Source organism: Paenibacillus sp. TC-CSREp1 (assembly GCF_050171015.1).
GTDB classification, from domain to species: domain Bacteria; phylum Bacillota; class Bacilli; order Paenibacillales; family Paenibacillaceae; genus Paenibacillus; species Paenibacillus silvae.
Window position 1 is genome coordinate 1 of the sequence record NZ_JBNOKM010000033.1, and the last position, 24,826, is coordinate 24,826.

Genomic DNA, 24,826 nt, shown 5'->3' on the forward strand with positions numbered 1-24,826 from the left:
TTTCCCCTGCTCGTTTTGCAAAGAAATTTACGGACAAATCCGTAGCGTAAGTGTCTACTTTCTTGACATAGGTCCATGGTGATCGTTAGAATTGGAAAAGGTCATAAACTGACTCAATAAGCCCGCCTGTGATCGTTAGCGTTCATTCGAGACTAATTCATTGCATCAGCTATACTGCTCAAGCTGCTCCTAACTTCTTCCACACTTCTATGAGCTCCAGCGATCTTAACCAGCTTCCATCTATTTTGCTGCTTTAAATAGTGTAAAGTCACCGCGCTGGGCAACAGGCACACTCGTTCATCACCCATTTCGAACCACTCCAGCTCCATTCCCACATTTGCCGCAAAACGTTGAATACGTTCTACTGTCTCCAATGCAGCTAACTTAGAAGTACCTGAACCTGAATCTGGCTCTGACTCTAAATCCATTTCTATTGCTAATCCTACGCTGTTTCCCACTTCGGTCCAAACATCCATACTATCGAACAAGTAACTCCCGTCCGTCTGAAATGTTAGATTTACCGTGTATCCATCGTAATCAAAGCTGACCACTTCCAGTTTCTCCTTTTCCACAATCCACACTTCATCCGCCTGCGCTTTGGCCTGCTCCAGTGTGATCTGAGCAGCTGCTGGTAAACATTGCGATAACTTCCCCTTTTGCACATACTCTTCCATAGAGATCGCGTCAATAAGTGACTTGGTTTGCTCGGTATTCATCGTTTGTTCGTCAGCCCCTTTCTGAGTCTGTCTATCTTTATCTATCTTTGCTCCTCATTAGCTTGCTCCACTCTTCTACAGAAATGAACAGATAAAGACGCTCGGTCAGGTGCAATATCCTGTCTGGGCGTCTTATTTTATAGTGTAGTCTTTTATTTCAAGTATCCTTTAGATTTCCAATATCGCTTCGCAAAGGACTCAACAGCATAGGGTATTTCCCCATCCAGCAAATCCTGATTCGCTTGCATCAGCTCTTTGCTTCCGCGTTCCAGCAATTGAACGGCAAATAGTAATTGGGGACCGCCTACATAATGAAGTTCAAGCAACAACGACTCTTCCTCATCCTCTTTCTCCTGAGCCGAGTATTCAATTAACACAATTTCCGTGCCGTCCGCATGCTGGTGTAGCGTATAGAAGTATTTCTCGACCTTCGTCTCCCCTTGTGTACCCGTATACTCTCTACCAATACGCAGCATAGCTGGCTGAGGAACATCATTAAACATTTGACCTGCTTGTCGAAATGCAAAGTAGAAGTCTTCAATCCACAACCCATGTCGGTCATCATCATAATAATCGTCATAGGGCTCCACGATAGGCAACGCTAATAAATCACGAATACGTTGCGGCGAAATTAAGGTGCGGGCATACTGGTAATTCGATACGGACTGCAGCAAGGTATCCCATCCACGGTTGCTTAATTGCTGAATATCCGAAGGTGAGTCTTCCGTAAATACGCTCCATTCGGAGTTCTCACTGTTCACATAACGATATGCGCCTGAGATCATCCAGACAGGAGTGCCCCCTTGCTCGGCAAGTTCATTAGGAAAGCCTGAAGCTTGGTCTGCTAGCTCTATTTTGAGCAACAATGCACAATCATGGTCGTCTTGAAAATACAGACTCCGGAAATAGCCCTCCGTATGCTCATTCCCGTAGACAGAACCTCGGCAAAACTGTCCATCCACCCAAAACTCATAGCTGTTCAGCAACTCACCCTCCTCTCTTACAGGTAATAATGAAGGGTGAGTAAGACGCTCAATGTTCGCAGCTGTGAACTGATGATCTTCGAACCAATCCGGTACATCTGGCGCTAGTTCTGCGGCATAAATATACTCTCGTTTAATGATAGGCTGTCCCTGCTGCAGTCTCTTTATCATCTCTTCTCGCCATGGAAACGGCTCTTCTGTATCTTCGTCAATTACACACTCAGGAACAAATAACTCCATCATGTCAAAGCCTTGCCATGGTCCGAGATCCTCCCACTCTTCAAGCTGACGCTTCACTTTCCGCTGTCCTTGAACCTGAATTCCATATTGCCCTGTACTTACTAGCAGCCCACCTTCTACGTTGCCTCTCACCGTCAATTCTCCATGGTTGTAATCTCCCCAGAACATATCCTCCACATAAAGATTACCTGTAATATATATTTCCTGCCCTCCCACGAGCATATAAGGCGTTGTAAGATCACCAAGCACAACCAGATTAGAAGTGGCCGCGTCGGATCCTGTGTTTCCAATATAACGATCAACGATCAGATGTCCCTCCACCATAATTAAAAAAGGCCCCTCATCCAGCAACAGCTCACTGATATGAAGATCACCTGAATGTAGCCATACTTCCTCGGCATTAAATTCACCATCATGTGCTTCATTCTGTGTATACATCCAGCTTTCGTGAGGCAACCTCGTTTTGATATCGGCAAAAGTAACCTTTTGACCTATGTGATGTATGGACATGTCCTGACACTCCTCATCGGTAGATATATGGATAACATCTTCAAAACTTCTAATCTCAGAGTGAGTAGCCGATTGCTCATATTGATCTCTCGATTACTCATTTTGATACCGACTAACCTCTATGATTTCAATTCACACACTCCATACGGAGTGCGACAGTGAAAAAAACGCGTATAGTACGTTCGTACACGTCACAAAACTACATTATTTCACTACTATTCTATGTGTTCCCGCCAACGAATTCAATCTTTTTCCAGCCCATGTTGCCAAAAGGCATCAAAACACTCTATTTTCACTACTTTCAAGGTGCTCCCGGGGGGATTCATGTGAGCTTCACATTCGCACCCTATAAATCACTTTCTGCCCTCTGCTTAATCTTCCTACGTTTCAATATTCAATATCCTTCTCTCTTCTACTATCCTTTTAAGTCTCCCCCTTTCTCTACTCTTCCATCTACCCACACCATCACAACGTTCACTCTCCAAACTATGACATAGATCACATCCAACCTCATACACAAGTGCTACATTAAATAACGACCAAATGACCAAAATAGTAAACTGGTCAATCACAAGTTAGGTTTATCTTTTTTCAAAACCTGTCACTATTGCTTCAACTGGCTTCATCTTTTAAAATTTTTTTTTCACTGCTTCACAGTGCTTCGCACGTGTTTCACCCGCCTCACCCATTAAACATATCTCACATCAAGGAGGTGCATATGCCGTGAAAACGATAGATCGAAGGCAACAGGTAATGGACTCTGCCGAGAAATCCTTTGCCCTGTTTGGCTACAAGGCCACAACGATGGAGCAAGTTGCGAGACTGGCCAATGTGGGCAAAGGAACGATCTATACCTTTTTCGAGAATAAAGAAGAATTGTTCGATGAGATCCTGCGCTCGATTATTGCCGATATGAAACAGATCACGGAGCAGACGGTGAATGAGGAAAACTCTTTTTTGGATAACGTACATCAGAGTATGGACTCTTTGCTGGAATATCGGGAGGAGCATGAGCTGCTGATCAAGCTGTTCCAGGAGGTCAATGAGTTCGGAACGCCGCAAGCGAAGGAGGGTCTGCAAAAGGTAGAGAAAGCCATCCTCGAATACCTCGAGCGTCAGATCAGTCGTGCCATGGAATTACAGCAGATTCGCACGGATGATCCCAAGCTGGTTTCGTTTGTGCTAATGAAGCTGTACGTCAGCCTGACATCCGATTGGAACAAAGCGCATCCTACGCTGCACAAGGATCAGATCAAAGCATTTGTAGGCCTCTTTCTCAAAAATGGATTGTCCCCCACTTAGAGAAACGCCCACAGACGCACACATACCATACTAGAGATAGAAACAAGGGATTAGCGTAAGATAGGGAGAGAACATCATGAAATCATTGCGTGTATTTGGGCAGGATTTGAAGTCCGCCTTCAAGAAACCAAAAGTGTTTATTCCAATTCTCGTTGTACTGTTCATTCCGGTATTATATAGCGGGCTGTTCCTGAACGCCTTCTGGGACCCGTATGGCAAAATGAATGAATTACCTGTAGCCGTGGTGAACACGGACCAGGGTGCAGTTTACAATGATAAATCGCTTGAGGTCGGTCAGAATCTGGTCGATGAGCTGAAAAAAAGCGATGATTTCAACTGGCAGTTCGTCACCCGCGAACAGGCAGAACAAGGCATGAAAGACAACAAGTATTACATGACCATTGTCATTCCAGAGGACTTTTCCGAGAAAGCAACCACGCTGATGGATGAGCATCCAGAGCCCGCAGAGCTGATCTACGAGCCCAACGAAGGCTACAACTTCCTTGCAGGCCAGATCGGCGGTACGGCGGTCAAGCAGATTCGCACCAAAGTCTCTGCCAAAGTCACTGAATCGTATACAGAGTCCCTGCTGGATAAGGTCGGAGATGTGTCGGACGGTTTAGCTACTGCCGGAGAGGGAGCGGATAAAATCCACGATGGAGCAAGCAAACTGAATGAAGGGGCGGCTACGTTAAAAGAAAACCTCGCGAAACTGGCGGACGGTGCAGGCAAGCTGCAAAACGGCACAGTTTCGTTAAAAGAAGGCACAGCCTCCCTTGCCAAAGGCACAGGTGATCTTCACACGGGCGCGAGCACATTATCCAGTGGACTCGCTCAATTAGCTGCTGCCGGCACCAAGCTCGGTGACGGTGCAGCTCAGGCAGCAGCCGGCGGCAAGCAGCTGCATGCCGGCGTGCAAGCGGCGCAGGAGGGCGCGTCCAAGCTGGACGCCGGAATCGCCGCTACCGAGCAAGGCAGTGCGAAGCTGACTGCCGGGCTGCAAGCCTCTGTTGAGGGCAGCGGCAAAGTCAGCGAAGGCGCCAAAGCGGTCGCTCAAGGTCTGGCACAGTTAGCCAAATCCAGCCCTGAGCTCGCGGCCAGCCCGGCTGTTCAGCAGCTGCTCGCAGCCAGTCAGGCTGTAGCCGCTGGTAGTGAGCAGGTATATCAAGGCGGACAGCAGCTCGTTGCCGGAAGCCAGCAGCTTCAAGCTGCACAGCAACAGCTGCACCAAGGCAGCAGTCAGCTAGTGCAAGGTGAGCAGCAGCTGGTGCAGGGCGCTGCTCAGTTGTCTGGCGGGCAAGAACAGCTTGCCGCTGGACTGGAGCAATTCAACGCCAAATTAAATGAAGCGGCGGCGGGTGGTGCCAAGCTGGCAGCAGGCTCAGAGCAGCTGAATGCTGGTGCGGGTAAGCTTTTGCAAGGTGTCGGCACACTGGAAGCTGGAGTCTCCACTCTGACGGACGGTTCTCAGAAGCTTGCAGACGGTGCGGGTGAATTGAAAGAGGGCACGGTCAAACTAACCGACGGCTCCGGGGAGCTCGCCACCAAATTAAACGATGCAGCCGAGCAAACCAGCAGTGTGCATAAAACAGATGAACTCGTTCAGATGTATGCTGAACCTGTGAAAGTCGATGAACACAAACTGAATCCGGTCCCGAATTACGGCACAGGCTTCTCGCCTTACTTCCTGTCTCTTGGTCTGTTCGTTGGTGCATTGATTGCAACGCTGGTCGTGCCAACACGCGGCAGTAGTGTAATTGAAGCAAGCGGTTGGAATCGATTTGTGAGCAAAACGCTTGCCTTCACGATCATGAGCGGTGTTCAATCGCTTCTGGCTTCTGGCCTCGTATTATATGGGCTGGGTCTGAAGGTACAGAGTGTGCCATTATTTCTGTTATTCAGCTTTGTAACAAGTCTGAGCTTCATGTACATCATTCAGGCATTGGTGACTTGGTTGGAAAATCCGGGCCGCTTCCTGGCGATTCTCATGCTAATCTTCCAGCTCACCACAAGTGCGGGTACGTTCCCGCTGGAGTTGATTCCGAACTGGCTAAAAGTGTTTAACCCATGGCTGCCAATGACTTACTCGGTAACCGGATATAAAGCCGTTATTTCCAGTGGAGAGTTTGGCGTCGCCTGGGATCAGATCGGAATCTTGTGCCTCTTTGCCATCCTCGGTCTGGCCGGTACGTTATCGTATTTCCTGAAGCATCGGACTGCCGAGGACAACAGTGTTAGTCATGAAGCCGTACTGCAGGCTTAGATTCATTTTTTGATATATGCAAGAATGCCAATCTCCACATAAAGGCGGATAATAGCGATTGGAAGGTTATTCTGTCATCGGAACGTAATAAAAAGGCATATCCCTCGTCCTGACCTGCTGTGTGTAGCAAGTGTGACGTGAAGGATATGCCTTTTACTGATGATGAGCTTGGGGATATCAACTCGTTGATAAACTAGAAAATTTACATGGATTACTTAGAAGACAATGACAAAGTATTTCTTCCATTGCTGAATTCACCGATATTTGTGCCACTCTTTTCGATAGGTAAACGCTAGCTCTAGTAACAATCCTTTGCTTCGGATACGGCTTTCTTTCAAAAAGCTTTTAGGCTAATCCACCCTATACTGGACTTGCTTTCTAATTAAACTATGCTAAACCGTCGTCATGCTCTGAGTACCTAGTATGTAGAATACATTTCAGCGCTAGAGAAAAGGAGTGCTGCAAACAGTACAATCAAAATAACAATCGCATAGAGCGCTGTACCAACAATACCACACACAAGTCCTGCAACGGCTAATCCTTTACCCTGCTCCATGCGCATGCGAATTTCCTTGAAGGATATGGATGCAAAAATAATAGCCGCGATCCCGATCAGAAATCCAAGGTATGGAATCGTAATTGACAAGATGCCCAGAACCAGCGACACAATTGACTTCGAGTTTGTTTTTGGCGGTGGTGCATAAGGTGTTGGCGCAAAGCTGTTATCGTAGTAACGATCAGCACTGTTGTAATTTTGTTGATTCAAGGTAAATCCTCCCTATATTATTGTATTCTCACATTATAAACGATAAGCGGGAATACACCTTTCCATTTAATGGTTTTTACCAAAAAAATATGATACATCGAATGCTGCTATAACCAGGTCGTGTCTTGAATACCACTGAAGCGCAATTTGAAAGGCCTTTTCTCCCGCTGCTGCGTCACTTTCCATTAACGTGCTCCGACATAACTGCGGGGAACTTTCTGGCTTGGAACGAAAGGCATGCCATTGATAGCAAAGACTTCGCCTGAATTGGCTTCCTTCAGCATCTCCAGACACACCCTAAAAGTGTTAACTTCCCACTGCTGACAGCTGAACTTCATCATGAGTGCCGTAAAATGGACCGCCCTCCTCAGCTACCTGCCCAGGTACAACACAAACTGAACTTTCGGCAAAAAACTGGACACTACACACTGGAGTGGACCCATGTCACAAAACTGACGCTACGCCGCTAATTAATCCATAAATTTCATCACAGCTAGCCAGTTTAAGCAGCACATATGAGCACCGGAAGTTGTAACGATTCCTACAGACGCTATTTTGCTCTTTTTAGCCGATTTAAAATTCTAACGATTCCCACAAACCTTATTTACTCAAAATACTGCAATTTCAGCTGCTTTTTGGTCATTTCAGTCTAAATAGCGCTCCTGGGAATCGTTAGATTTACAAACACTGCTTAGGGAGCCAAATAAGGCTCCGTGAGATCGTTAGCGTGTTAGGTGCAGTCCAGTGCAATAGGTTAGTTTATACGCAGCTTGGTATGTCTTTCAATTTTACGAAGAGGAGTCGCAGCCTGGCATTACGCAGACCAGAATCACTAAAAGGTAGCATGTATGTTTCATGGAGCGCCCCCTTGAGCATGGAATTTAAAGGAGGTGCCTCCTCGTCTCAATTCCCGCATTCTATACGAGGTGCCACGGGCACTATCGGCACTTTTGGCACGATCGGTTCAATCGGGAGTCCACCGCTACTAATTATGAAGGATTTCTATCCATGCACTCCATTGTAAAATGCGATAACAAAAAACACGTAATCAAAGCATATCGTATGCATTCGTTACGTGTTTTCGTACAACTTTATTTAGTTATATGAGCTCAACCGAGTACCATATTCCTCGCTACTCTTGCTCTTGCCCATACTCTCATTCTCATTCTCACTATTACTATTTCCCTTACTCTCACTCTTACTCTTACTCTTACTCTTACTCTTACTATTTCTCTTACTCCTGTGCCTCGCCCTGCTAATCCATATCTACCCGCTGGAGGAAGGTTTGTGTGCGGGCGAGTTTCGGAGCACCGAAGATTTGTTCTGGCGGGCCTTGCTCCGCAATTTCGCCATTGTCCATAAAAAAGACACGGTCTGCGACATCACGAGCAAAGCTCATCTCATGCGTCACGATCATCATTGTCATGTTCTCCTGCGCCAGCTGTTTGATGACACGCAGCACTTCCCCGGTCAATTCCGGGTCGAGGGCCGAGGTCGGCTCATCGAAGAGCAGGATGTCGGGCTGCATCATCAGGGCGCGGGCAATCGCCACGCGCTGCTTCTGTCCACCAGACAGGTTAGCCGGATACGCATCGGCCTTGTCCGACAGCCCCACTTTCGCAAGCAGCTCCATGCTGCGGGCGCGAATGGCTTTCGTATTTTCCTTTTTCAATGTCTTCGGTGCGAGTTCCAGATTCGCCAGTACAGTCAGATGCGGGAACAAGTTAAAATGCTGAAACACCATGCCCATACGATCCGTAATTTTTCGAATCTCGCCAGCACCCGCATACCGTCCTTCGTCCACGAGTGTCTGATTCTGAATACGAATTGTACCGCCCGTAACATCTTCCAGATGGATCAGGCTGCGCAGCATCGTGCTTTTGCCTGAACCGGAAGGTCCAATCACCGCAATCACTTCACCTGGAGCCACGTCAAAAGACACCTGTTTGAGCACATCAAGTGTGCCAAATGATTTTTTCAACTGTTTAACTTCTATACTATATGTCATATGCAGACAGTCCTTTGATTAATCAGATTGGATTTATTCATGGGAGAAGCGTTTCTCCAGAGCCTTGAACAGCAAAGTAAGCACCAGGGTCATAAGCAGATACATGATCGCCGCTACGAAAAACGGAATCAACTGCAAATCCCGATTTACTGCAGCTTGCGCATAATACAGCAGCTCAGGTACAGCTACTGCATAGAGCAGTGCCGTATCTTTCACCAACGTAATCGCTTCGTTCGCTGTCGCAGGCAGTACGACACGAATCATCTGCGGGATAATGACTTTGACCATCGTCTGCCACTTCGTTAATCCAAGCACCTTCGCCGCTTCATGCTGGCCTTTATCAATCGACAACAAGCCGCCTCGGAAAATCTCGGCAAAATAGGCTGCATAGTTCAGCACAAAAGCAATTCCCGCTGCCACGACTCGATCGAACACCAGATATTCTCCGATGACCGGAAGGAGCGGCAGTCCAAAGCAGAAAAACAAAATTTGCAGCAGCAGCGGTGTCCCGCGCATCAAATAAACATACGTATGGGCAATCCAAGCCAAAGGCTTGAACCTGCTTCTCATTGCTAACGTGATAATGAATCCAAGTGGAACCGACAGAATGATCGCAACCAGAAACATAAAAATGGTCGTCTGAGCACCCTCAAGCATTGGTTTTAAAATGGTCGATATATAATCCCAACTCATATTAAGTCTCCTCTAATCTGTTAACCCCGCACTCCTCGGAAGCTTATCGCTCCAGCGTGGAATACGGGGTCATCATTTTCGTGAGTGCTCTCTATATAAGAGAACGGCCCACATCGTTATATGTCAGGTCAACGGACCTGTCTGATCTCATCCCAAATGCAAATACTTTATCGCGTCAGATTACTTTAGAACCTTGTCTTCACCAAGCCACTTCTTGGAGATTTCAGCGGCTTGGCCATCTGCGTTCAGCTCATCCAGCGCCTTCTGCAGCTGGTTCAGCAGTTCTTCATTGCCTTTTTTGATCCCGATGCCGTACTGCTCAGGGGCAAGTGATTCATCCAGCAGCTTGAAGGTGCCTTCTTCTTTGGACATATAATATCTTGCAACCACTTCGTCAATGATCACAGCATCCAGACGTTTCGTCTTCAGGTCTGTCAGAGCAAGCACGTTATCCTTGAACTCGGACGCTTTGACCTTGTCCTTCAAAGGACTTGCCGCAAGCGCATCTGCCGCTGAGGACAGTGCTTGTAAGCCAACATTTTTGCCATCCAGCTCATCCAGCTTTGTAATCGGAGAGTCCGCGAGTGTAATTGCAACCTGACTGTTCTCCAGATAAGGCTTGGTGAAAAGAACCTTCTCTTTGCGCTCATCGGTAATGGTATATCCGTTCCAGATCATATCGATTCGTCCGCTGTTCAGCTCCGACTCCTTGGAAGACCAGTCAATTGGCTGGAACGTTACCTTTTTCCCCATTTTCTCGGCAGCAGCACGAGCATAGTCAATATCAAATCCTACAATTTCATTCTGCTCATCCCGGAATCCCATAGGTGCGAATTTATCGTCAATCCCGACAATAATCGTGTTATCGTCTTTGCTTGCAGAGCTCGAACAGCCTGCCATAATGACCATACATATGCTGATAAATAATAGTAAAATCGCTTTTTTTCTCATCTTCCGTACCCCTCCATGTCTATGACCAAGCCAAACGCTTTAGTTCGTTACCACGTTATCAGAGCCTTATAATAACATAGCATGAGAGAAGAGTCGAGCATCTTGCCCATTTTTCAGCGATGTATACCTAATATTTGTAAACGATTTGTGAAAATGCAGCCTGCACTTGCGCCGGTTCCACCAGCTATAGTTCATTCTATCTAACACAAAACAGTACAATAATAGATTTAAAAGAAACTTGATACTTTTTTTCTAAATATAGGTACACAAAAGCATTATTTTATGGTAAATTATAGATGTAATATAAAAAAAATAGTTGGAGGTTACTGAATGAAATTATCACGTATTACCACAAAAGTTGCATCAGGTGCCTTAGCTTTAAGTTTATTACTTTCTGTTTCTCCAGTGCTTGCTTCAGATGCTCCAGGCCTTACCGCTAATCAACTTGAAGTAATTGAAGCCGCAAACATCGGTGTACTAAGTGAGGTAAAAACTGTTAATAACGATGGTGTTAACTCACTAGCAGCAACCAATAAAGCTTACACAGTAAAGTATACTAGAGGAAGTTTCTTAGCTTGGTCTGACGCAGTAGTAGATTGGACTTCAAATGGTGATCAAATTACTTCAAGTAGTGGCAGTCAAGATGCAGGATATGTGTTCCCTAACATAGTAAGAAAAGGTGGGATAACCAAACAGAGTTCTTCAGCTGCTTCTTATCACATCTATCTTTCTAAAACAACCATTGGTGCCGGTGTTGTATCTCCTTGGGGAGATGTAACCGTCTACGAATCAGACTTTTCTGACTACATCAAAGTTAATAAGGACGGATCAGCTAGTAACTACTAAAATACTTATAACAACTGAAAACAACGACCAAAAAAATGGTCGTTGTTTTCAGTTACTAGAGGTGAAAATCATGATAACTATTTCTAACTTGTCAAAGGAATACAAAAAAAAAGTTATTTTCAATAATTTAAACTTAAAAATTCCAGAAAATAAAATTACATTTATCTCTGGACCTAATGGTTCTGGAAAAAGTACCCTACTAAAATGTCTCTTGAAACTCGAAGATTACAATGGGGAAATTAGATATGATAATTGTCATTTTGAAAAGGTGAGAGAAGAAGTAATGGTCGTATATGATAATAGCCCACTCTATCACAATTTAACTGGATCCCAAAATTTGGAATTATTAACCAATAATTCCTTTAAAAATATATATAAGAACAATCATGATATTCTTATGCCTCATTTTCTTAAACCAGAAATTTTAAAAGATAAAGTAAAAAACTATTCTTTAGGACAAAAAAAAAAATTAAGCCTAATGAGAGTTTTGCTGACTAAACCGAAATACTTATTTCTTGATGAAGCTTCAAATGGATTAGATCATGAGACTCTTCTGGATCTTAAATCTCTTTTGAGAAAGTTGTCAGTAGATACCACCATTATAGCAATAGGGCACCACTTTGAATATTACACTTCTATTATTGATGATCTTATTTTGATTAATGATCAATCCGCGATCCAAATTAAAGATTTCGAACTTCAAGAGGGGGAAGGATTGAATGACATCTACGAACGTTATATTAAATAGAACAAAAAAGGAATTAAAGTATCAGTGGTATTCACGCATTATATGGATCACTATGATTATTTCAGTTTTCATTTCTTTATTGAATATATATGGTTTAAAATCGAAGGCTTCGAGTTCTTACGATCTATACGTCAGAACCTATAATTTGTATAAAGAAGAAGGCATGGATGTTGATAAAATGCTTGATATGCCTATAAATATCAGCGGCACTGGCAATGAACAAGTTGTAGATAACCCTGTTCGCCTGCGTTTGGAAGAAGCAGCGACTTCGATAAATCATCTTACTATAAATTCAATTGTTATAAATACGTTAGAATGGATGACTTTTGTTTTCTTTCCATTAATATTTGCTATTTATTCTATATTCATAGCTTCTTATGATTATAAATATAAAACGGTCAGTATTAAAGCCACCCTGATGGCTCCATCACAATTAATTACCTCAAAGATACTCTCTATTTACTTAGGAGTCTTGATTGTTTTTGTTGTTACTTTAATTACTTCATTGATTACAGGAGTTATTTTCCATAATCAAATTATTTCTGAAATCCCAGAGCAAACTTTAACAAGATTTGATTATGCCATTGTTCCGAATAACCTTATGCTTCAAATTTTATTTAGCTTATTAGTCAGTCTTATATTTGCATCAATAGGTTTTTTCATGGGCATATTATTTAAATCCGCTCTTCTTCCCGTCATTTTATTTTTTGTATATGATTTTATAGTTCCTGTACTTGGTAAATACGATTTACGTAACTTAGTCTCTGTAATAGCTCATGATATCTTCGAATTTAAGGGAAGGTTCCAACTATTCAAACCTACACCTGTTTCAGAAGTGACTTCTTTTACAATTCTAATTATTGTTTTTGCCCTATCAATTTTTTTATCTTATGTTAGCTTTAATAAGCAAAGTAAGTACAATATGTAAATTCAAATTAAACCGCTACCTGAAACAAGCGAATACTAAAATCTACATCCGCTTGTCAGGTAGCTGTCTTAACCAAATAATTCTATCCTAACAAACTATTGCTGCACCTTCTCGCGATCCTTGCCTTTATCGGAATCGCCTGCGTTTTTGTTCGCGGCCTCCCGGTCCTGCTGCATCTCTTCCACGGTTTTGACTTTCAGACGTGCAGTGCCTTCATATGCCTTCGTTGGAATAAGATTGCCCGCAGCGAGTCTCGCTTCTGCAGCTGCAATCGCATCACCGTATTGCGGCAGCCACTGCGCCTGCGCTACCAGCATCTCGTCAACCATCTGCCAAATTTCCTTCGGATTGCAGACCGCACCGACCAGCGGGTCCATCATAAATGCCTGTCGCAGCAGCTTGTCGTCTCCACGTACTGCCGCTTCAACCGCAAGGCGCTGTACCGAAATGCTCACATTACACACCGCTGCCGGCCCCAGCGGCAGATCACCCACATGCGGCATCGAGATGCCATTGCGGTCCACATAACCCGGTGCTTCAATAATGGCATCATCCGGCAGATTGGAGATTACGCCATTGTTTACTGTATTGAAATGACCGCGGTACACACGCCCTGTCTCCAGCCCTTCAATAATGTACGAGCCATGTTCTTCACCACGTTTTTCTGCTATATATTGCATCGGCTCATCCTTCAGCCAGTTTGGAAAATCGGTCTCAAACCAGTTGCGTCCCTCCGTACAGACTCGCAAATAGCCGCCTGTCTCCCCGTTAATCCAGCTCCCGAGATCAATCCAGTCGTTGATTTCCTCCGGGCGTTTCCGATACCATGGCACATATTCGCTCAGATGTCCGTTGGATTCCGTGCTGTAATAGCCGAAGCGGCGCAGCATGTCGATTCGAACTTTCTCGGTACGGCTGTACTCCGTGTGCTTCTCAAACGCTTCAAGCAAGTCGCCGGTAAGGTCCTTGCCTTCATGCGACGCCTGAATATACCACGTTTGATGATTGATGCCTGCACATACGATATCGACTTCACTTTTTTTCAACCCGTAAACTTCTGCAATCTGATGATGACCATGCTGTACCCCGTGACAGAGCCCGATCGTCCGCACACCACCGTATTTATTGCAAGCCCATGTCAGCATCGCCATCGGATTAGAGTAGTTCAGGAGCAATACATCCGGCGCACTCTGTTCACGAATGTCCTTGCATATTTCGAGCATCTCGGCAATACCGCGCTGTCCGTACATAATACCGCCTGCACATAACGTATCACCCACACACTGATCCACACCATATTTCAGTGGAATATCTACATCGGTTGCAAAAGCCTCCAGCCCGCCCACGCGAATGGTACATAACACATACTTCGCGTCTTTGAGTGCTTCTCTCCGGTCTGTTGTCGGCTGAATTTGAATGTTCAGTCCATTCTCCCGAATGTCACGCTGACACAGTTCCGTTACCATGTCCAGATTATGCTGATTAATATCGCAGAAGGCGATCTCGATGTTATTAAACTCCGGTACAGTAAGTAAATCCCGCAGCAGTCCACGGGTAAATCCAATACTGCCTGCTCCAATAAACGCCACTTTAAACGACATGCACATGTCCTCCCGTAATCCGAACCTTGCGGCTTCGGTTAATGACTTGCTTCATGGGTTCATTGTAGCAATGGAGCGATAGAGAGCGTTATCAAAATCATGACCTGTTCACAGGCAAGTTGTCAAAAATCCTAACTTATATATTCTTCTACAGCTGGCTGTAGCTGATGAGTTCAATACCTTGATCTCTCACATACTGTCGCAGTGCCGGATTCATCAATAAAGCGAGATCGTGCTCACGCTCTTCTACCAGTGATGAGATACTGCGCAGTTCCTCATCCGCATATCCTGGATGTCCAGCAATTTCAACGATACAATCGGTATCTTTATACTGTTCCAACACACCACGGAACCAGGCTTCCTGAAGAGAAGGCATAGCCGGATCACCACATAACATATCTGTAGATTGAATACCTGCATCCGCAAGCCTTCCCTCCAACTCGGGAGATAAGATATCATCTCTTCTCATGGGAACGTTATATTCCCGAGCCAGCTCTATGATTAACTCAAGCATTTGCGCATCTTTTACACTCACCCCATGATGGGTGTCCAGATGGTTCAACCTTAACCCGGAAGCCAGAAACTTCTCAATCTGTGCCTTCAGCTCAGCTCTGACCTCCCCGGGATTATAGGACGCAGGGATAAGTTCAGGTTTTCGATAGAAGCGACCTGATTCGTTGACGATACTCTGAACAGCTGAGGCTTCCAGCACAGGGGTCATGAACGTCAGGTTTAAATGCACGCCCATAGCTGTAATGCCCGCTTCAAGGGCCATGGCACTGCTTCGCTCAAAATGTACCGAATTCACCAGGGCTGAGGTATCTGTAATCAGACCTTGTTTCATCCCCAGAACGATACCTTCGCTGACTTTCATGGTGATCCCATAATCGTCTGCATTGACAATCAGCTTCATCTTGCTTCTCTCCTTTTCTGTTTACTATTAGGATCGAACAGATAACAGTTCCTCTTTTACAGCAACCGTACCTTCTGACAGCAGCGGTGTGATGACACGGAATTGATCGGAATTGGTTACCACAATCGGAGTTGTCAGTTTAAAGCCTTCGTTCTGGATACGATCCATATCAAACTCAATCAGCACCTCACCTTGATGGACCCGATCACCTTGCTGAACCTTCTGTGTAAAATACTGCCCTTTTAATCTCACCGTATCTATGCCGATATGCATGAGAATTTCAACCCCTTCATCCGAGGTGACTGCAATGGCATGTGCACTTTTCATCGTGACCGAAACGACGCCGTCCACCGGGGATACCAGCTGACCTTTGGACGGAATGATGGCTATGCCTTTGCCCATCGACTCCGAGGAAAAAACGACATCCTCCACGTCATGAAGCGGAATAACCGTACCTTCGAGCGGACTTGTAATCAAGCATTCCATCGCTGTATCCGTGTTGATGCCAGCTGCGTTTTGTTCCATTTTTCTCGTAGATGATTCAACATTCAATAACCGCTCACTTTCACCTTCCAATAACTGCTTATTTTCATCTTCAGCACCCTGATCCGTCTTCTTACTCTCATAACCAAACAGCACAACACATAAGGCTCCGCCAGCAATAGCCGTTAATACACCAATAATGTAGAACAGCATTGGACTCTGTGCCGGCAGTGTGAACACATTAAGGAAAAAATTGAATACAATCAGCTTCACGCCGAGATAACCCATCAGACCGCCGCCGATGGCTCCAGCCGCCACCAAATATATAAGTGTTTTACGATAACGCAGAATGATCCCATACAGAATAGGTTCAGTAACCCCGGACAGTATTGCAGAAAGGAAAGATGAACCACTTAAAGCCTTGAGGTCCTTATCCTTCGTTTTCAGGAATACCCCGAGACCGATTCCCATAGAAGCCGCTACCGATGTCCCTGCAAGAGGTGCAATGAGATCTCCCCCTGCACTCAGATTCCCCATAATAATAGGCACTGTCGCCCAGTGTAATCCAAGCAGCACAAGAAAGGACCAGGTTCCCCCCAGAATAATTCCGGCGATGACAGAGTTGCTGTTAATGAGGAAATTAACGATATCACCAATCCACTGGCCTACATATTGACCGAATGGACCAATCAGCATAGCTGTGAGCGGGACCATAATAACAAGGGAGAAGAATGGAACCGCGAATAGCTGTACATTTTTATGCATGATTTTTTTCAGAAACTTCTCCAGTACCGCATAGATGCTAACGGCGATGAACATCGGAAAGACCGATGAAGCGTAATTCATTAACGATACGGGAATCCCTAGAAAATGAGTTGTACTGCCTGCTGCTGTCAATGCTGTAAAATTCGGTTCCATTAACGCGGCTCCGATCGCTGCCGCCACATAAGAATTCACATTCAGAACTCTGGCAATCGTGATGCCGAGCAGGATGGGCAAGAAATAAAAGATGGAGTTGCCTGCCGCAGCCAATATGGCATATGTTCCACTATCTACAGCAATCCAGCCCGCTCTTTCGAGCACAATTAACAGCGCCTTGACCAGACCAGCTCCGGCAAATACCGGGATTAATGGCGTAAGACTTCCTGATATCAGGCCAAAGATGGCTGAACGGATGCTCTTCTTTTCTTGTTCAGAACCAGCAGCAGCCCCTGCTCCGTCGAATTCCCCTTCCGCAACGATATGTTTGTACACCTCGGAAACGTCATTGCCTACAACAACCTGAAATTGGCCGCCGCTTTCAACGACCTTCAGGATGCCCGCCGTGTTTTCCAACGTCTTGCTGTCGGCCTTCCGGTTATCGTTCAAGACAAATCTTAAACGGGTAGCGCAGTGAGTCAGCGATTGAATGTTCTCCCTTCCTCCAACGCGGTCTACAATGTTTTGAGCCAATTTGAGATGATCCATGTTGTTCCCCCCATACTGTTGTTATATCACTACAATTCACGTCTTACTCCATCATCATCTACGATGACAAAATAAAAACCTGAACTGAAGCTCGTCTACTGACCTTAGTCAATACACAAGCCTCAATTCAGGTTTCGCCTGCCGAACAGTCACAATCCCTTTATATAAAATTTGTATGAACACCGTTCATTCTTCCGCAAGATCATGCTCACGATTGGTGACCCGATGAATATGGATCATAAAATACACCATTTCTTCATTCGTTGTTTTCTTCTCGTAGTTAATCTCCAGATAGTTTCTAATCTTTCTCGCGCATGCATATGATTCGGGATACTTGTCCTTCACATGATCATATAACGAATCTCTTTCTTCCGGTATCAACTCATCATGCAAAATTCTGTACGCAAAATATCGCAAGTGTGTGAGGAAACGGCTGTAATTAATCGAGCTTTCGTCCAGTTTGATTCCGAAGTGATATTTGACGATGTTCGCCAGATCGTTAACAATCTTTGTCATCTGATAGGTTTGTTTCATATCCTGCCCGCGCTGCTGTGCATTGACAAAATGAAGGGCAATAGAGCCCGCTTCATCCTCTGGCAGCTTGATGCCTGTTTTCTGTTCAATAATGTGTAATGCATTCAGCGCAACCTCGTATTCGGCTGCATAGAATTTTTTGATCTCCCATAACAAAGCGTTCTTTACAATGATGCCTTCAGGAAACCTTCTGATTGCGAAGCTGATATGATCCGTTAGCGTGATGTAGATGTTGTCACTGAATTTAAGAGCAAGCTGTTGTTCGGCGTATTCAATAATTTCATTGGATAACTCCAGATGTTCGGTTGGGATCTCACCAATCAGACTCATCAATTTATCAGACGTCGCTTTTTCAACGACAAACTTTTTCTCCACTTGGGAAAAATCAATAACATCACTATTATGTTTGTTGTATCCGATCCCTTTTCCCATCACAATCATTTCGTTCCCGTTATCGTCCGTCAATAAAATTACGTTATTGTTAAAGATTTTCCTGATCTTCATCTCCATCACCCCCATCTCATCACTTGCCTGCATAAAAAAAACCTAAATTGAAGCAGCAACATGTACAACTCATGTCTACTACGAACAATTTAGGTATCGCCTGCCGAACAGTCACAATCCTCAATATATATGATATTAAACGCTACACAATTGTCAAATCCGTTGCTTTGAACAAAGGATATCATGAATACCCTTTCAATTCAACATTAAGTTTCTACCAGCCCATCAATCCGTTCCTTACCTTGAATCATCAGGGTAGTTCCACTGAGTGCGCTCTATGGAAGCCCGATATTGAACAGGTGTGCTGCCCGTATATTTTTTGAAAAGCATGTGAAAATATTGCCGGCTTCCTACGCCAACGTAGTCCGAAATTTCGGTGATCGGGATGTTGGTCTGCTGCAGCAGCATCTTGGCCTTCTCCATCCGCAGCATCGTTAGATACTCCGTGGGGGTCTGCCGGGTATAGTTACGGAAAATGCGGTGCAAATATCCCGGATGCAGATTAACTGCAACGGCCATGTCCTTCACCTGAATGCTGCGATCCATATTGTGATACATGAATTCAATCGTACGTTTCACATACAGCTCTGTATGATCCAGTGCACTCCGTTCCATCTCTCCTCGCAGTCTGGCGATCCGAACGAGCAATTGCATAAATAACGAGCGTACCAGCGTTCCTTGCTCCGGGGAGGTCAGATTTCTTGCCTCACGATGAATGGTGCGCTCTTCAGCGGGAATTACACCCATTCGAACAGCCTCACTCCCTGAAGCCTCTGAAGCCTCCCAACCTTGGGGTGGCTCTTGTCCTAGCTTGCGCTCCCTGCGCTCCTGTCTTTGCTCCATGAGACCGCGCTGGTCCAGCTCCAGCACCAGGCTTTTCATCGTGTGATACACATCTTCCGGGTCTGGCAGCACAAGATAAGGAGCGGCACAGGTAAGTAAGGTGTGCAGCTCTTCCTCTTCAAGCGCAAGCTGCCGGATAGAGGGCTGTCCGGGGGCCAGACGGACAAAACCAAATTCAACATTCAGCATTCGGCATGGCACGCCGTCCTGCACCAGCAGCCGATGAGGAACCCCTGCATCCAGCAGAATGAATTGTCCTTTTTTCAGCACAGCCTGTTCCGAGCTTCCGTCCTTCATCATCACATCCACCCGGCACATACCTGCCATGATGTACATAATCTCCGTGGAATCATGGGTGTGATAGGACATCTGGTAATTCTCCCACTGCTTGTAATAGTACGCAAAAAAACGCGGCCCACAATCCTCTGTTCTGAGCTGTTCCTGAAAAAGACTGCCCGTCCAGCAGCGAGCCGGATGCATCTCCATCCTGTACACCTCCCTATACCTGCTGTATGGAGTACAGCAGCCTTTATTTTGGAATAAACCTCAAGAGACTGACGTTAGATTTCAACGATTCGATGCTGCTCTCCATTCACGACAATGACCTGCGCATTCGTAATCGGAACAAGCGGCAGGGTGGACTCATATTCCGCAATGACTTGTGCCGCCGATTCAACAAACGGGAAGCAGCCCACATGCGGCACAGGATAAAAATCAACCGCATTCAGCCCCCGGTAATCGGACAACTCCGGAGCTGCAGCACAGTCATCCATAGCCTTCACATACGCAATATCCGGAGCCAAGATGATGGAGCCGGCCGACTCTCCGATATAAATTTTCCCCTCTTGAATATGGGACTGGATTAACAAATCTGCTCCGCTTCGACGAAGCTCCTGTAACAGAAAAAAGGTGTTGCCGCCCGATACATAGATCAGATCGCTCTGCTGCAGCTTGCCAGTCACTTCTTCCGGTGTTGCAGTTGATACGTCCAGATCCTCTACGATAAGTCCCCATTTCTCCAAAGCTTCTCTGCCCGCATGGACGTAAGCGTCATAGGACTCCGTGGCAGCAGCTGTAGGGATAAATGTAACTCTTCTGCCTGCGAGCTCCTCCTCCAGTGTATGTAACAAACTAGCTGTCTCCTCAAACGAAGCTGATAAAAACAATTTTTTCACGTTCTTCAACCTCCGGCCTTTTCGATTTCATGATATGATTTCATTATAACCCTTTGAAAACAGGATTCCATTATGCATTATCACAGCTTCTATGGAAGTGAAACCAAAAAATTGTGCATTCCCAAGACAATTCGTAAAGGAGAATCCATGGATGAGTACAACCTTTTATCTGGTCAGACACGGTATCAAAAAAAGTGATATCGGTGATGTGCCGCTTACCACGGAAGGCAGCCATCAAGCCCAATTAACTGCCCAATACTTTGCAAACGCTTCATATCCTGTGCATCGTATCGTGGCAAGTCCGCTCCGACGGGCACAAGAAACGGCCCAGGCCATCGCTTCCCTTACCCAAGCTGCTGTAACGGAGGATGCACGGCTGCGTGAGCGCGCCAATTGGGGCGATGATCCTGAGCAAACCTTTGAACAATTCGTAGCCTTGTGGGACCAATGTACAGCCGACCCCGAATTTATTCCGCATGTCGGTGATTCCGCCAAAAAAGCAGGCATGCGCCTCGCCTCTCTTCTGGCCGAATTAGCCGCGCAGGAGCCGGCCGGCAGTCACATCGTACTGGCTACGCATGGCGGGCTGATTACCGATTTTCTGGTGCAAACCTTCTCGGAGCAGGAGCTGAATGGCTGGCATCCCAATTTTCTGATTGAGCAGAAGCGTTTGATTCCCGAATGCTCCATCACCAAGCTGATTTATAAGGATGCACAATTTACGCTGGAGTCTTTTGCTTCAGCAGACCACTTGATGCAAGTGAACTGAGGATTAGTTTAGACTTAATTTTAGTGTTACATTAATCCGGATATAGGGAATGGTAAACTAAAAAAGAGCCATAATTTTATGGCTCCTTCCTGTATACGTATGCATTCTCAGAGATGGACACTTTTTAAACTTGTAAAAAATATGTTGCCGCAATAAATATAATCATGTTACATGGCATAACGTACACGGCCATTTTTTTAGCTTTTGTTTTTGTTTCATATTTCGCCTTGTTAAATAAAGATTCTATAAAAAAAGTGGATGAACAGGTTACCGCCGCAAGAAAAAAGTAAAGCACTACATTACTGGTGTAAAATTGAGTATAGGCCAGAGATAATATTAATACCAACAACAAAAAATTAGTTGAGATTACATAACGATCAAAAAAAATTTTCATCTTTTACTCTCCTTTATGGGCATAATAACGAACCCCCAACCCATATAGCTCCTGTAACAGCAGTAATTGCAAACAGCACTGGTGTAGTTGCGACACCTAAAATCAGCATTGCTGCATTCATTTGTATTCCATGGAACAAGCCAAGTAAACTCAGAGCAGTTGAACAAGCACTAAATGGTTGAACAGTCGGGCCATCTTTTTGTTTCTCTTTAATGAGACTATTTATTTGATCAATATCATTTCTTATCTTTTCATAGCTGGTATTTGGCGCTTTATTAAGTATATCTTCTTTTAGTTGAGACTCATTAACTAAGTAAAATACCCCTGTTGATGAATCAACTTTTAAATGTTCCATAATTAGGTTAGCAACAAATACCTCTTCTTTTGTCATACCATTTGCATCTAAAGTATTTTGATTTTGTGCATAGACACTGCCCACCACGCTAAAGAACATCACGGACACCAACATCATGATAGAGAACTTACTTTTTAAAATCCTCATACTTCAAACAGCTCCTTTATTTGATATGAATCAATTGTATGATTAGATTCCAAAAATGTAAAATATATATAAAAGATATAAATATTTATATTTTTTTTGGGATAAACTATGAAGTTAATCACCTACTGGAAACAAACAACGTCCTATGATCGGATTTATGTTAAAAGAAGAAATGATACATAAAGCTCTGGTGTTAACCGACGTAAAAGCACACAATATTTCCAGAGCTTTTGACATTTCACTTTTCACTTATCCCCTTTCCCTTTCCCCGGAGTGTAGTAATGAGGCAGTGTCACTTTCGACCAGTCGATATCAGATGCCATATAGAAGGATGGGTAAGATGGCTGGTTATACCCGCTATTCTGTCCGGCAATGCCTACGCGGTACATCGCATCATGCATCAGCGTATACAGCTTGCGGTTAGTTTTCTCCGTGCTCAGATAGATGCGGATGGCTGAGCTGTCCGCTGTACGAACCAGCATCTCTTCTCGCCAGTCTCCGAAGATATCTGCCACCAGCGATGGCGTGCCTTTCGTATGGTTATTCGTCAACGTGCCTGTCGCAGTCAGCAGCGTGCCGCGTTTCCAGTCCTTAATCGAAGGGGTGACATCGATAGAACCGTCTACAATCTGGGTTGTCATGTCGGCAGCCCAGCGAATGCTCATGTTGGTTCCGGGCGCCTGATCACTTATTTTTTCACCCTGTGCCGTCCATAATCCTACGGCCCATGTTTCCAGTCCGCGCCGGGTTGGATCAACATCTCCGATCATGCCGCGTCCCGTGTCTTTACCCGTGTATCCACCATAGATTACTTCGCCCGTCTTTGCATCACGCAGAGAGTATCCATACGGCGCCCAAGGTCCCCCCTCATGCACCATAAAAATCTCCAGCCCCGGGCGATCCGGGTCGATATCTGCAACATGCAGTGCATCGCCGTGCCCCAGACGGGCAATCGTTCCCGGTGCGGCACTCTGAGGTGGCATCACATCGGTGGAGCTATACAACACGCTTCCATCATGGTCGATCGTGGCCGAGCCGTAGATAATCTCGTGTTTGCCGTCACCGTCCACGTCCGCCACACTGAAATAGTGTGCACCTTGCGTTGTAATTGAACCGTACTGCGGGTCTGTGCCATCTACTCCGTGCGGCCCGTCATTAAACGGATTTTTCATCGGTGTCCAGCCGCTGTCTACCATCCATTCCTTCTGCAGCTTTTTGCCATCCCAGTTGTAGGCAACCAGAGTGGAGCGGGTATAATATCCCCTTGCAAAAATCGCAGACGGTTTCTTGCCATCCAGGTACGCAACCCCTGCCAGGAAACGGTCTACCCGATTCGCCGGCTCAATGCGTGCCATAGCATAATCGCCCCACATCAGGCCGTCATCATGACGTTCCGGCTCGTACGGGACCGTTTGCAGTTCTTTTCCCGACTTGCCTTCAAACACGGTAATGTATTCCGGGCCATCCACAATAAAACCTTCAAACTGCCGCAGCTCATTGCGAGCGCTCCGCTGCGGTGCGTACACATCCATAAAGTAGTCTGCCAGACTCTCCGCATCCTGCCGGGATAGAGGATAGTTATACCTTTTCTCGATGCCAAATGCCTCTTCCAGCGTTGCAGGCCAGTTGCCTTTGACAACCTCCTCATGCTTATGCCAGTTCCTGAACATATCCACAACATGATCATAGTACCCCTCAGCACTAAGGCGATAATCGTGCTCGTTGGTCACTCCTGCCTTGCGGTCTTCCTTCGGCAGTGTGATGTACTTCTGCGAGGTGGGTTTGCCCTTTTTGTTATATTTGATGATCTGTGTGCCCGGCGCGGTCTTGAACATCAGCTCGGCTTTGCCATCTCCGTCAAAATCATAAACCAGCATCTGGGTGTAATGCGCCCCCGAACGAATGTTAACCCCGAGGTCGATCCGGTACAGCAGTTGTCCGTCCAGCGTGTAACAGTCTACATAAGTGTTACCTGTGTAGCCTTTTTGCGATACGTCCTTGGCGTTGGAGGGGTCCCATTTAACGAAAAATTCATACTGTCCATCACCATCCACATCCCCTACGCTCATATCATTCGCTGAATAGGTGTATGCTTCACCCGCAGGTGTTACCCCATCAGCCGGCTTCTGCAAAGGAATATCCATGTACCCGTTTGCCCAAGGTTTGACGGATGTACTGCGTTTGCTTTCTTTGCCTTTGCTGTTGACCGCTGCAACTTCATAACGAGAAGCTGTCGTGCCTGTGCCGTCCACATAGTTCGTGCTATCTGTAACCGTAGCAATCTTCCTGCCATCCCGATAAACGTTAAAATCCGTGCCCGTCAGTCCCTTGTCGCTGTGACCCGTCGCCTCATCTCCAAGTAATCTCCAGCTCAGAAAAACACCTTCGGATGTCGATGCCGCTACCAGCCCGCGATCCAGCTTTTCGAGTTGAATGCCTTTCACCTGGCTGCCTCCTTTGTCTTTGGAAAATATCCCGGCCATGGCTTCCGTATTTTCATTTCCTTGGTTCTGCGAAGCCTGCACTCCGCTAATGCCAGCAGTCCCGCCCAAGATCAGGGCCAGACTGAGTGTAGATGAGAGCACCTTGGCCGCAAATGGTGAACATAAAGCCCCTATTCCTCCACGTCTGGATTGTACTCCTGAAGACGATCTTTGATGTACCGGTGCAGCTGTTTTTGAATTCAT

The 24,826-nt window shown here is 45.6% G+C and carries 20 protein-coding genes; 6 read left to right on the plus strand and 14 right to left on the minus strand.

Translation table 11 applies throughout. From position 1 onward, the window contains the following. Positions 1 to 152: 152 nt before the first annotated feature. Both ACQSGY_RS29150 and ACQSGY_RS29155 read right to left on the minus strand, forming a co-directional pair. Positions 153 to 716, minus strand: coding sequence for a hypothetical protein (locus ACQSGY_RS29150; RefSeq protein WP_427182057.1), 564 nt, complete (start codon positions 714 to 716; stop codon positions 153 to 155). Between the two features lie 152 nt (positions 717 to 868). Then, on the minus strand, positions 869 to 2,449 hold the full coding sequence (locus ACQSGY_RS29155) for a hypothetical protein (RefSeq protein ID WP_427182059.1): 1,581 nt from the start codon (positions 2,447 to 2,449) through the stop codon (positions 869 to 871). Between the two features lie 723 nt (positions 2,450 to 3,172). Here ACQSGY_RS29155 and ACQSGY_RS29160 point away from each other — a divergent pair. Next, complete coding sequence (locus tag ACQSGY_RS29160) at positions 3,173 to 3,751, plus strand: TetR/AcrR family transcriptional regulator (protein WP_426334190.1); 579 nt, start codon at positions 3,173 to 3,175, stop codon at positions 3,749 to 3,751. A 76-nt stretch (positions 3,752 to 3,827) separates the two neighbouring features. Next, positions 3,828 to 6,014: a YhgE/Pip family protein gene (locus ACQSGY_RS29165; protein ID WP_427182060.1), complete on the plus strand. Its 2,187-nt coding sequence runs from the start codon at positions 3,828 to 3,830 to the stop codon at positions 6,012 to 6,014. Between the two features lie 418 nt (positions 6,015 to 6,432). Here the strand turns inward: ACQSGY_RS29165 and ACQSGY_RS29170 are convergent, their stop codons facing one another. The 4 genes from ACQSGY_RS29170 to ACQSGY_RS29185 form a co-directional block, all read right to left on the minus strand. After that, the gene (locus ACQSGY_RS29170; RefSeq protein ID WP_427182061.1) at positions 6,433 to 6,780 is read right to left on the minus strand and encodes a DUF4190 domain-containing protein; all 348 of its coding nucleotides are present in this window, start codon (positions 6,778 to 6,780) and stop codon (positions 6,433 to 6,435) included. 1,255 nt (positions 6,781 to 8,035) lie between these two features. Beyond that, positions 8,036 to 8,788: an amino acid ABC transporter ATP-binding protein gene (locus tag ACQSGY_RS29175; protein ID WP_427182063.1), complete on the minus strand. Its 753-nt coding sequence runs from the start codon at positions 8,786 to 8,788 to the stop codon at positions 8,036 to 8,038. 33 nt (positions 8,789 to 8,821) lie between these two features. Beyond that, positions 8,822 to 9,481: an amino acid ABC transporter permease gene (locus tag ACQSGY_RS29180; protein WP_427182064.1), complete on the minus strand. Its 660-nt coding sequence runs from the start codon at positions 9,479 to 9,481 to the stop codon at positions 8,822 to 8,824. 180 nt (positions 9,482 to 9,661) lie between these two features. Then, positions 9,662 to 10,432 carry an amino acid ABC transporter substrate-binding protein gene (locus ACQSGY_RS29185; protein ID WP_289375267.1) on the minus strand — a complete coding sequence of 257 codons (771 nt, stop codon included), beginning with the start codon at positions 10,430 to 10,432 and terminating at the stop codon, positions 9,662 to 9,664. Between the two features lie 330 nt (positions 10,433 to 10,762). Between ACQSGY_RS29185 and ACQSGY_RS29190 the strand changes: the two genes are divergently transcribed. The 3 genes from ACQSGY_RS29190 (at position 10,763) to ACQSGY_RS29200 (ending at position 12,954) form a co-directional block, all read left to right on the plus strand. Then, positions 10,763 to 11,278, plus strand: a complete 516-nt coding sequence (locus tag ACQSGY_RS29190) for a hypothetical protein (RefSeq protein WP_111270582.1) — start codon at positions 10,763 to 10,765, stop codon at positions 11,276 to 11,278. 70 nt (positions 11,279 to 11,348) lie between these two features. Beyond that, positions 11,349 to 12,026 (plus strand): ATP-binding cassette domain-containing protein, encoded by a 678-nt coding sequence (locus ACQSGY_RS29195; protein ID WP_427182066.1) that lies wholly within the window; start codon positions 11,349 to 11,351, stop codon positions 12,024 to 12,026. Next, a complete protein-coding gene (locus tag ACQSGY_RS29200) occupies positions 11,998 to 12,954 on the plus strand; it encodes a hypothetical protein (RefSeq protein ID WP_427182067.1) in 957 nt (318 codons plus the stop codon). The genes ACQSGY_RS29195 and ACQSGY_RS29200 overlap by 29 nt, the downstream gene beginning before the upstream one ends. 95 nt (positions 12,955 to 13,049) lie before the next feature. Here ACQSGY_RS29200 and ACQSGY_RS29205 read toward each other — a convergent pair whose 3' ends face one another. The 6 genes from ACQSGY_RS29205 to ACQSGY_RS29230 all read right to left on the minus strand — a co-directional run bounded on the left by ACQSGY_RS29205 (position 13,050) and on the right by ACQSGY_RS29230 (position 20,474). Continuing rightward, positions 13,050 to 14,555 (minus strand): alpha-glucosidase/alpha-galactosidase, encoded by a 1,506-nt coding sequence (locus ACQSGY_RS29205; RefSeq protein WP_427182068.1) that lies wholly within the window; start codon positions 14,553 to 14,555, stop codon positions 13,050 to 13,052. A 148-nt stretch (positions 14,556 to 14,703) separates the two neighbouring features. Continuing rightward, entirely contained in the window at positions 14,704 to 15,468 is a 765-nt protein-coding gene (locus ACQSGY_RS29210; protein WP_427182070.1) for a ChbG/HpnK family deacetylase, read from the minus strand. Between the two features lie 27 nt (positions 15,469 to 15,495). Continuing rightward, entirely contained in the window at positions 15,496 to 17,418 is a 1,923-nt protein-coding gene (locus ACQSGY_RS29215) for a beta-glucoside-specific PTS transporter subunit IIABC (RefSeq protein ID WP_427182071.1), read from the minus strand. A gap of 186 nt (positions 17,419 to 17,604) precedes the next feature. Next, on the minus strand, positions 17,605 to 18,456 hold the full coding sequence (licT, locus tag ACQSGY_RS29220) for a BglG family transcription antiterminator LicT (RefSeq protein WP_216515830.1): 852 nt from the start codon (positions 18,454 to 18,456) through the stop codon (positions 17,605 to 17,607). Between the two features lie 237 nt (positions 18,457 to 18,693). After that, entirely contained in the window at positions 18,694 to 19,785 is a 1,092-nt protein-coding gene (locus ACQSGY_RS29225) for an AraC family transcriptional regulator (protein ID WP_427182073.1), read from the minus strand. Between the two features lie 74 nt (positions 19,786 to 19,859). Then, positions 19,860 to 20,474 carry a Type 1 glutamine amidotransferase-like domain-containing protein gene (locus ACQSGY_RS29230; RefSeq protein WP_427182075.1) on the minus strand — a complete coding sequence of 205 codons (615 nt, stop codon included), beginning with the start codon at positions 20,472 to 20,474 and terminating at the stop codon, positions 19,860 to 19,862. A 151-nt stretch (positions 20,475 to 20,625) separates the two neighbouring features. On the opposite strand from ACQSGY_RS29230, the gene ACQSGY_RS29235 reads away from it, so the two are divergent. Beyond that, complete coding sequence (locus ACQSGY_RS29235; protein ID WP_427182077.1) at positions 20,626 to 21,243, plus strand: histidine phosphatase family protein; 618 nt, start codon at positions 20,626 to 20,628, stop codon at positions 21,241 to 21,243. 407 nt (positions 21,244 to 21,650) lie between these two features. Here the strand turns inward: ACQSGY_RS29235 and ACQSGY_RS29240 are convergent, their stop codons facing one another. Both ACQSGY_RS29240 and ACQSGY_RS29245 read right to left on the minus strand, forming a co-directional pair. Next, on the minus strand, positions 21,651 to 22,139 hold the full coding sequence (locus ACQSGY_RS29240; protein ID WP_427182078.1) for a hypothetical protein: 489 nt from the start codon (positions 22,137 to 22,139) through the stop codon (positions 21,651 to 21,653). Positions 22,140 to 22,384: 245 nt separating this feature from the next. After that, complete coding sequence (locus tag ACQSGY_RS29245; protein WP_427182080.1) at positions 22,385 to 24,826, minus strand: rhamnogalacturonan lyase; 2,442 nt, start codon at positions 24,824 to 24,826, stop codon at positions 22,385 to 22,387.

What these genes read in the sequence shown, in the direction of transcription:
- ACQSGY_RS29150 (WP_427182057.1), bottom strand. Translation starts at nt 716, where the DNA reads ATGAATACCGAGCAAACCAAGTCACTTATTGACGCGATCTCTATGGAA.
- ACQSGY_RS29155 (WP_427182059.1), bottom strand. Translation starts at nt 2,449, where the DNA reads ATGTCCATACATCACATAGGTCAAAAGGTTACTTTTGCCGATATCAAA.
- ACQSGY_RS29165 (WP_427182060.1), top strand. Translation starts at nt 3,828, where the DNA reads ATGAAATCATTGCGTGTATTTGGGCAGGATTTGAAGTCCGCCTTCAAG.
- ACQSGY_RS29175 (WP_427182063.1), bottom strand. Translation starts at nt 8,788, where the DNA reads ATGACATATAGTATAGAAGTTAAACAGTTGAAAAAATCATTTGGCACA.
- ACQSGY_RS29180 (WP_427182064.1), bottom strand. Translation starts at nt 9,481, where the DNA reads ATGAGTTGGGATTATATATCGACCATTTTAAAACCAATGCTTGAGGGT.
- ACQSGY_RS29185 (WP_289375267.1), bottom strand. Translation starts at nt 10,432, where the DNA reads ATGAGAAAAAAAGCGATTTTACTATTATTTATCAGCATATGTATGGTC.
- ACQSGY_RS29190 (WP_111270582.1), top strand. Translation starts at nt 10,763, where the DNA reads ATGAAATTATCACGTATTACCACAAAAGTTGCATCAGGTGCCTTAGCT.
- ACQSGY_RS29195 (WP_427182066.1), top strand. Translation starts at nt 11,349, where the DNA reads ATGATAACTATTTCTAACTTGTCAAAGGAATACAAAAAAAAAGTTATT.
- ACQSGY_RS29200 (WP_427182067.1), top strand. Translation starts at nt 11,998, where the DNA reads ATGACATCTACGAACGTTATATTAAATAGAACAAAAAAGGAATTAAAG.
- ACQSGY_RS29205 (WP_427182068.1), bottom strand. Translation starts at nt 14,555, where the DNA reads ATGTCGTTTAAAGTGGCGTTTATTGGAGCAGGCAGTATTGGATTTACC.
- ACQSGY_RS29210 (WP_427182070.1), bottom strand. Translation starts at nt 15,468, where the DNA reads ATGAAGCTGATTGTCAATGCAGACGATTATGGGATCACCATGAAAGTC.
- ACQSGY_RS29215 (WP_427182071.1), bottom strand. Translation starts at nt 17,418, where the DNA reads ATGGATCATCTCAAATTGGCTCAAAACATTGTAGACCGCGTTGGAGGA.
- licT (WP_216515830.1), bottom strand. Translation starts at nt 18,456, where the DNA reads ATGAAGATCAGGAAAATCTTTAACAATAACGTAATTTTATTGACGGAC.
- ACQSGY_RS29225 (WP_427182073.1), bottom strand. Translation starts at nt 19,785, where the DNA reads ATGGAGATGCATCCGGCTCGCTGCTGGACGGGCAGTCTTTTTCAGGAA.
- ACQSGY_RS29235 (WP_427182077.1), top strand. Translation starts at nt 20,626, where the DNA reads ATGAGTACAACCTTTTATCTGGTCAGACACGGTATCAAAAAAAGTGAT.
- ACQSGY_RS29240 (WP_427182078.1), bottom strand. Translation starts at nt 22,139, where the DNA reads ATGAGGATTTTAAAAAGTAAGTTCTCTATCATGATGTTGGTGTCCGTG.
- ACQSGY_RS29245 (WP_427182080.1), bottom strand. Translation starts at nt 24,826, where the DNA reads ATGAATTCAAAAACAGCTGCACCGGTACATCAAAGATCGTCTTCAGGA.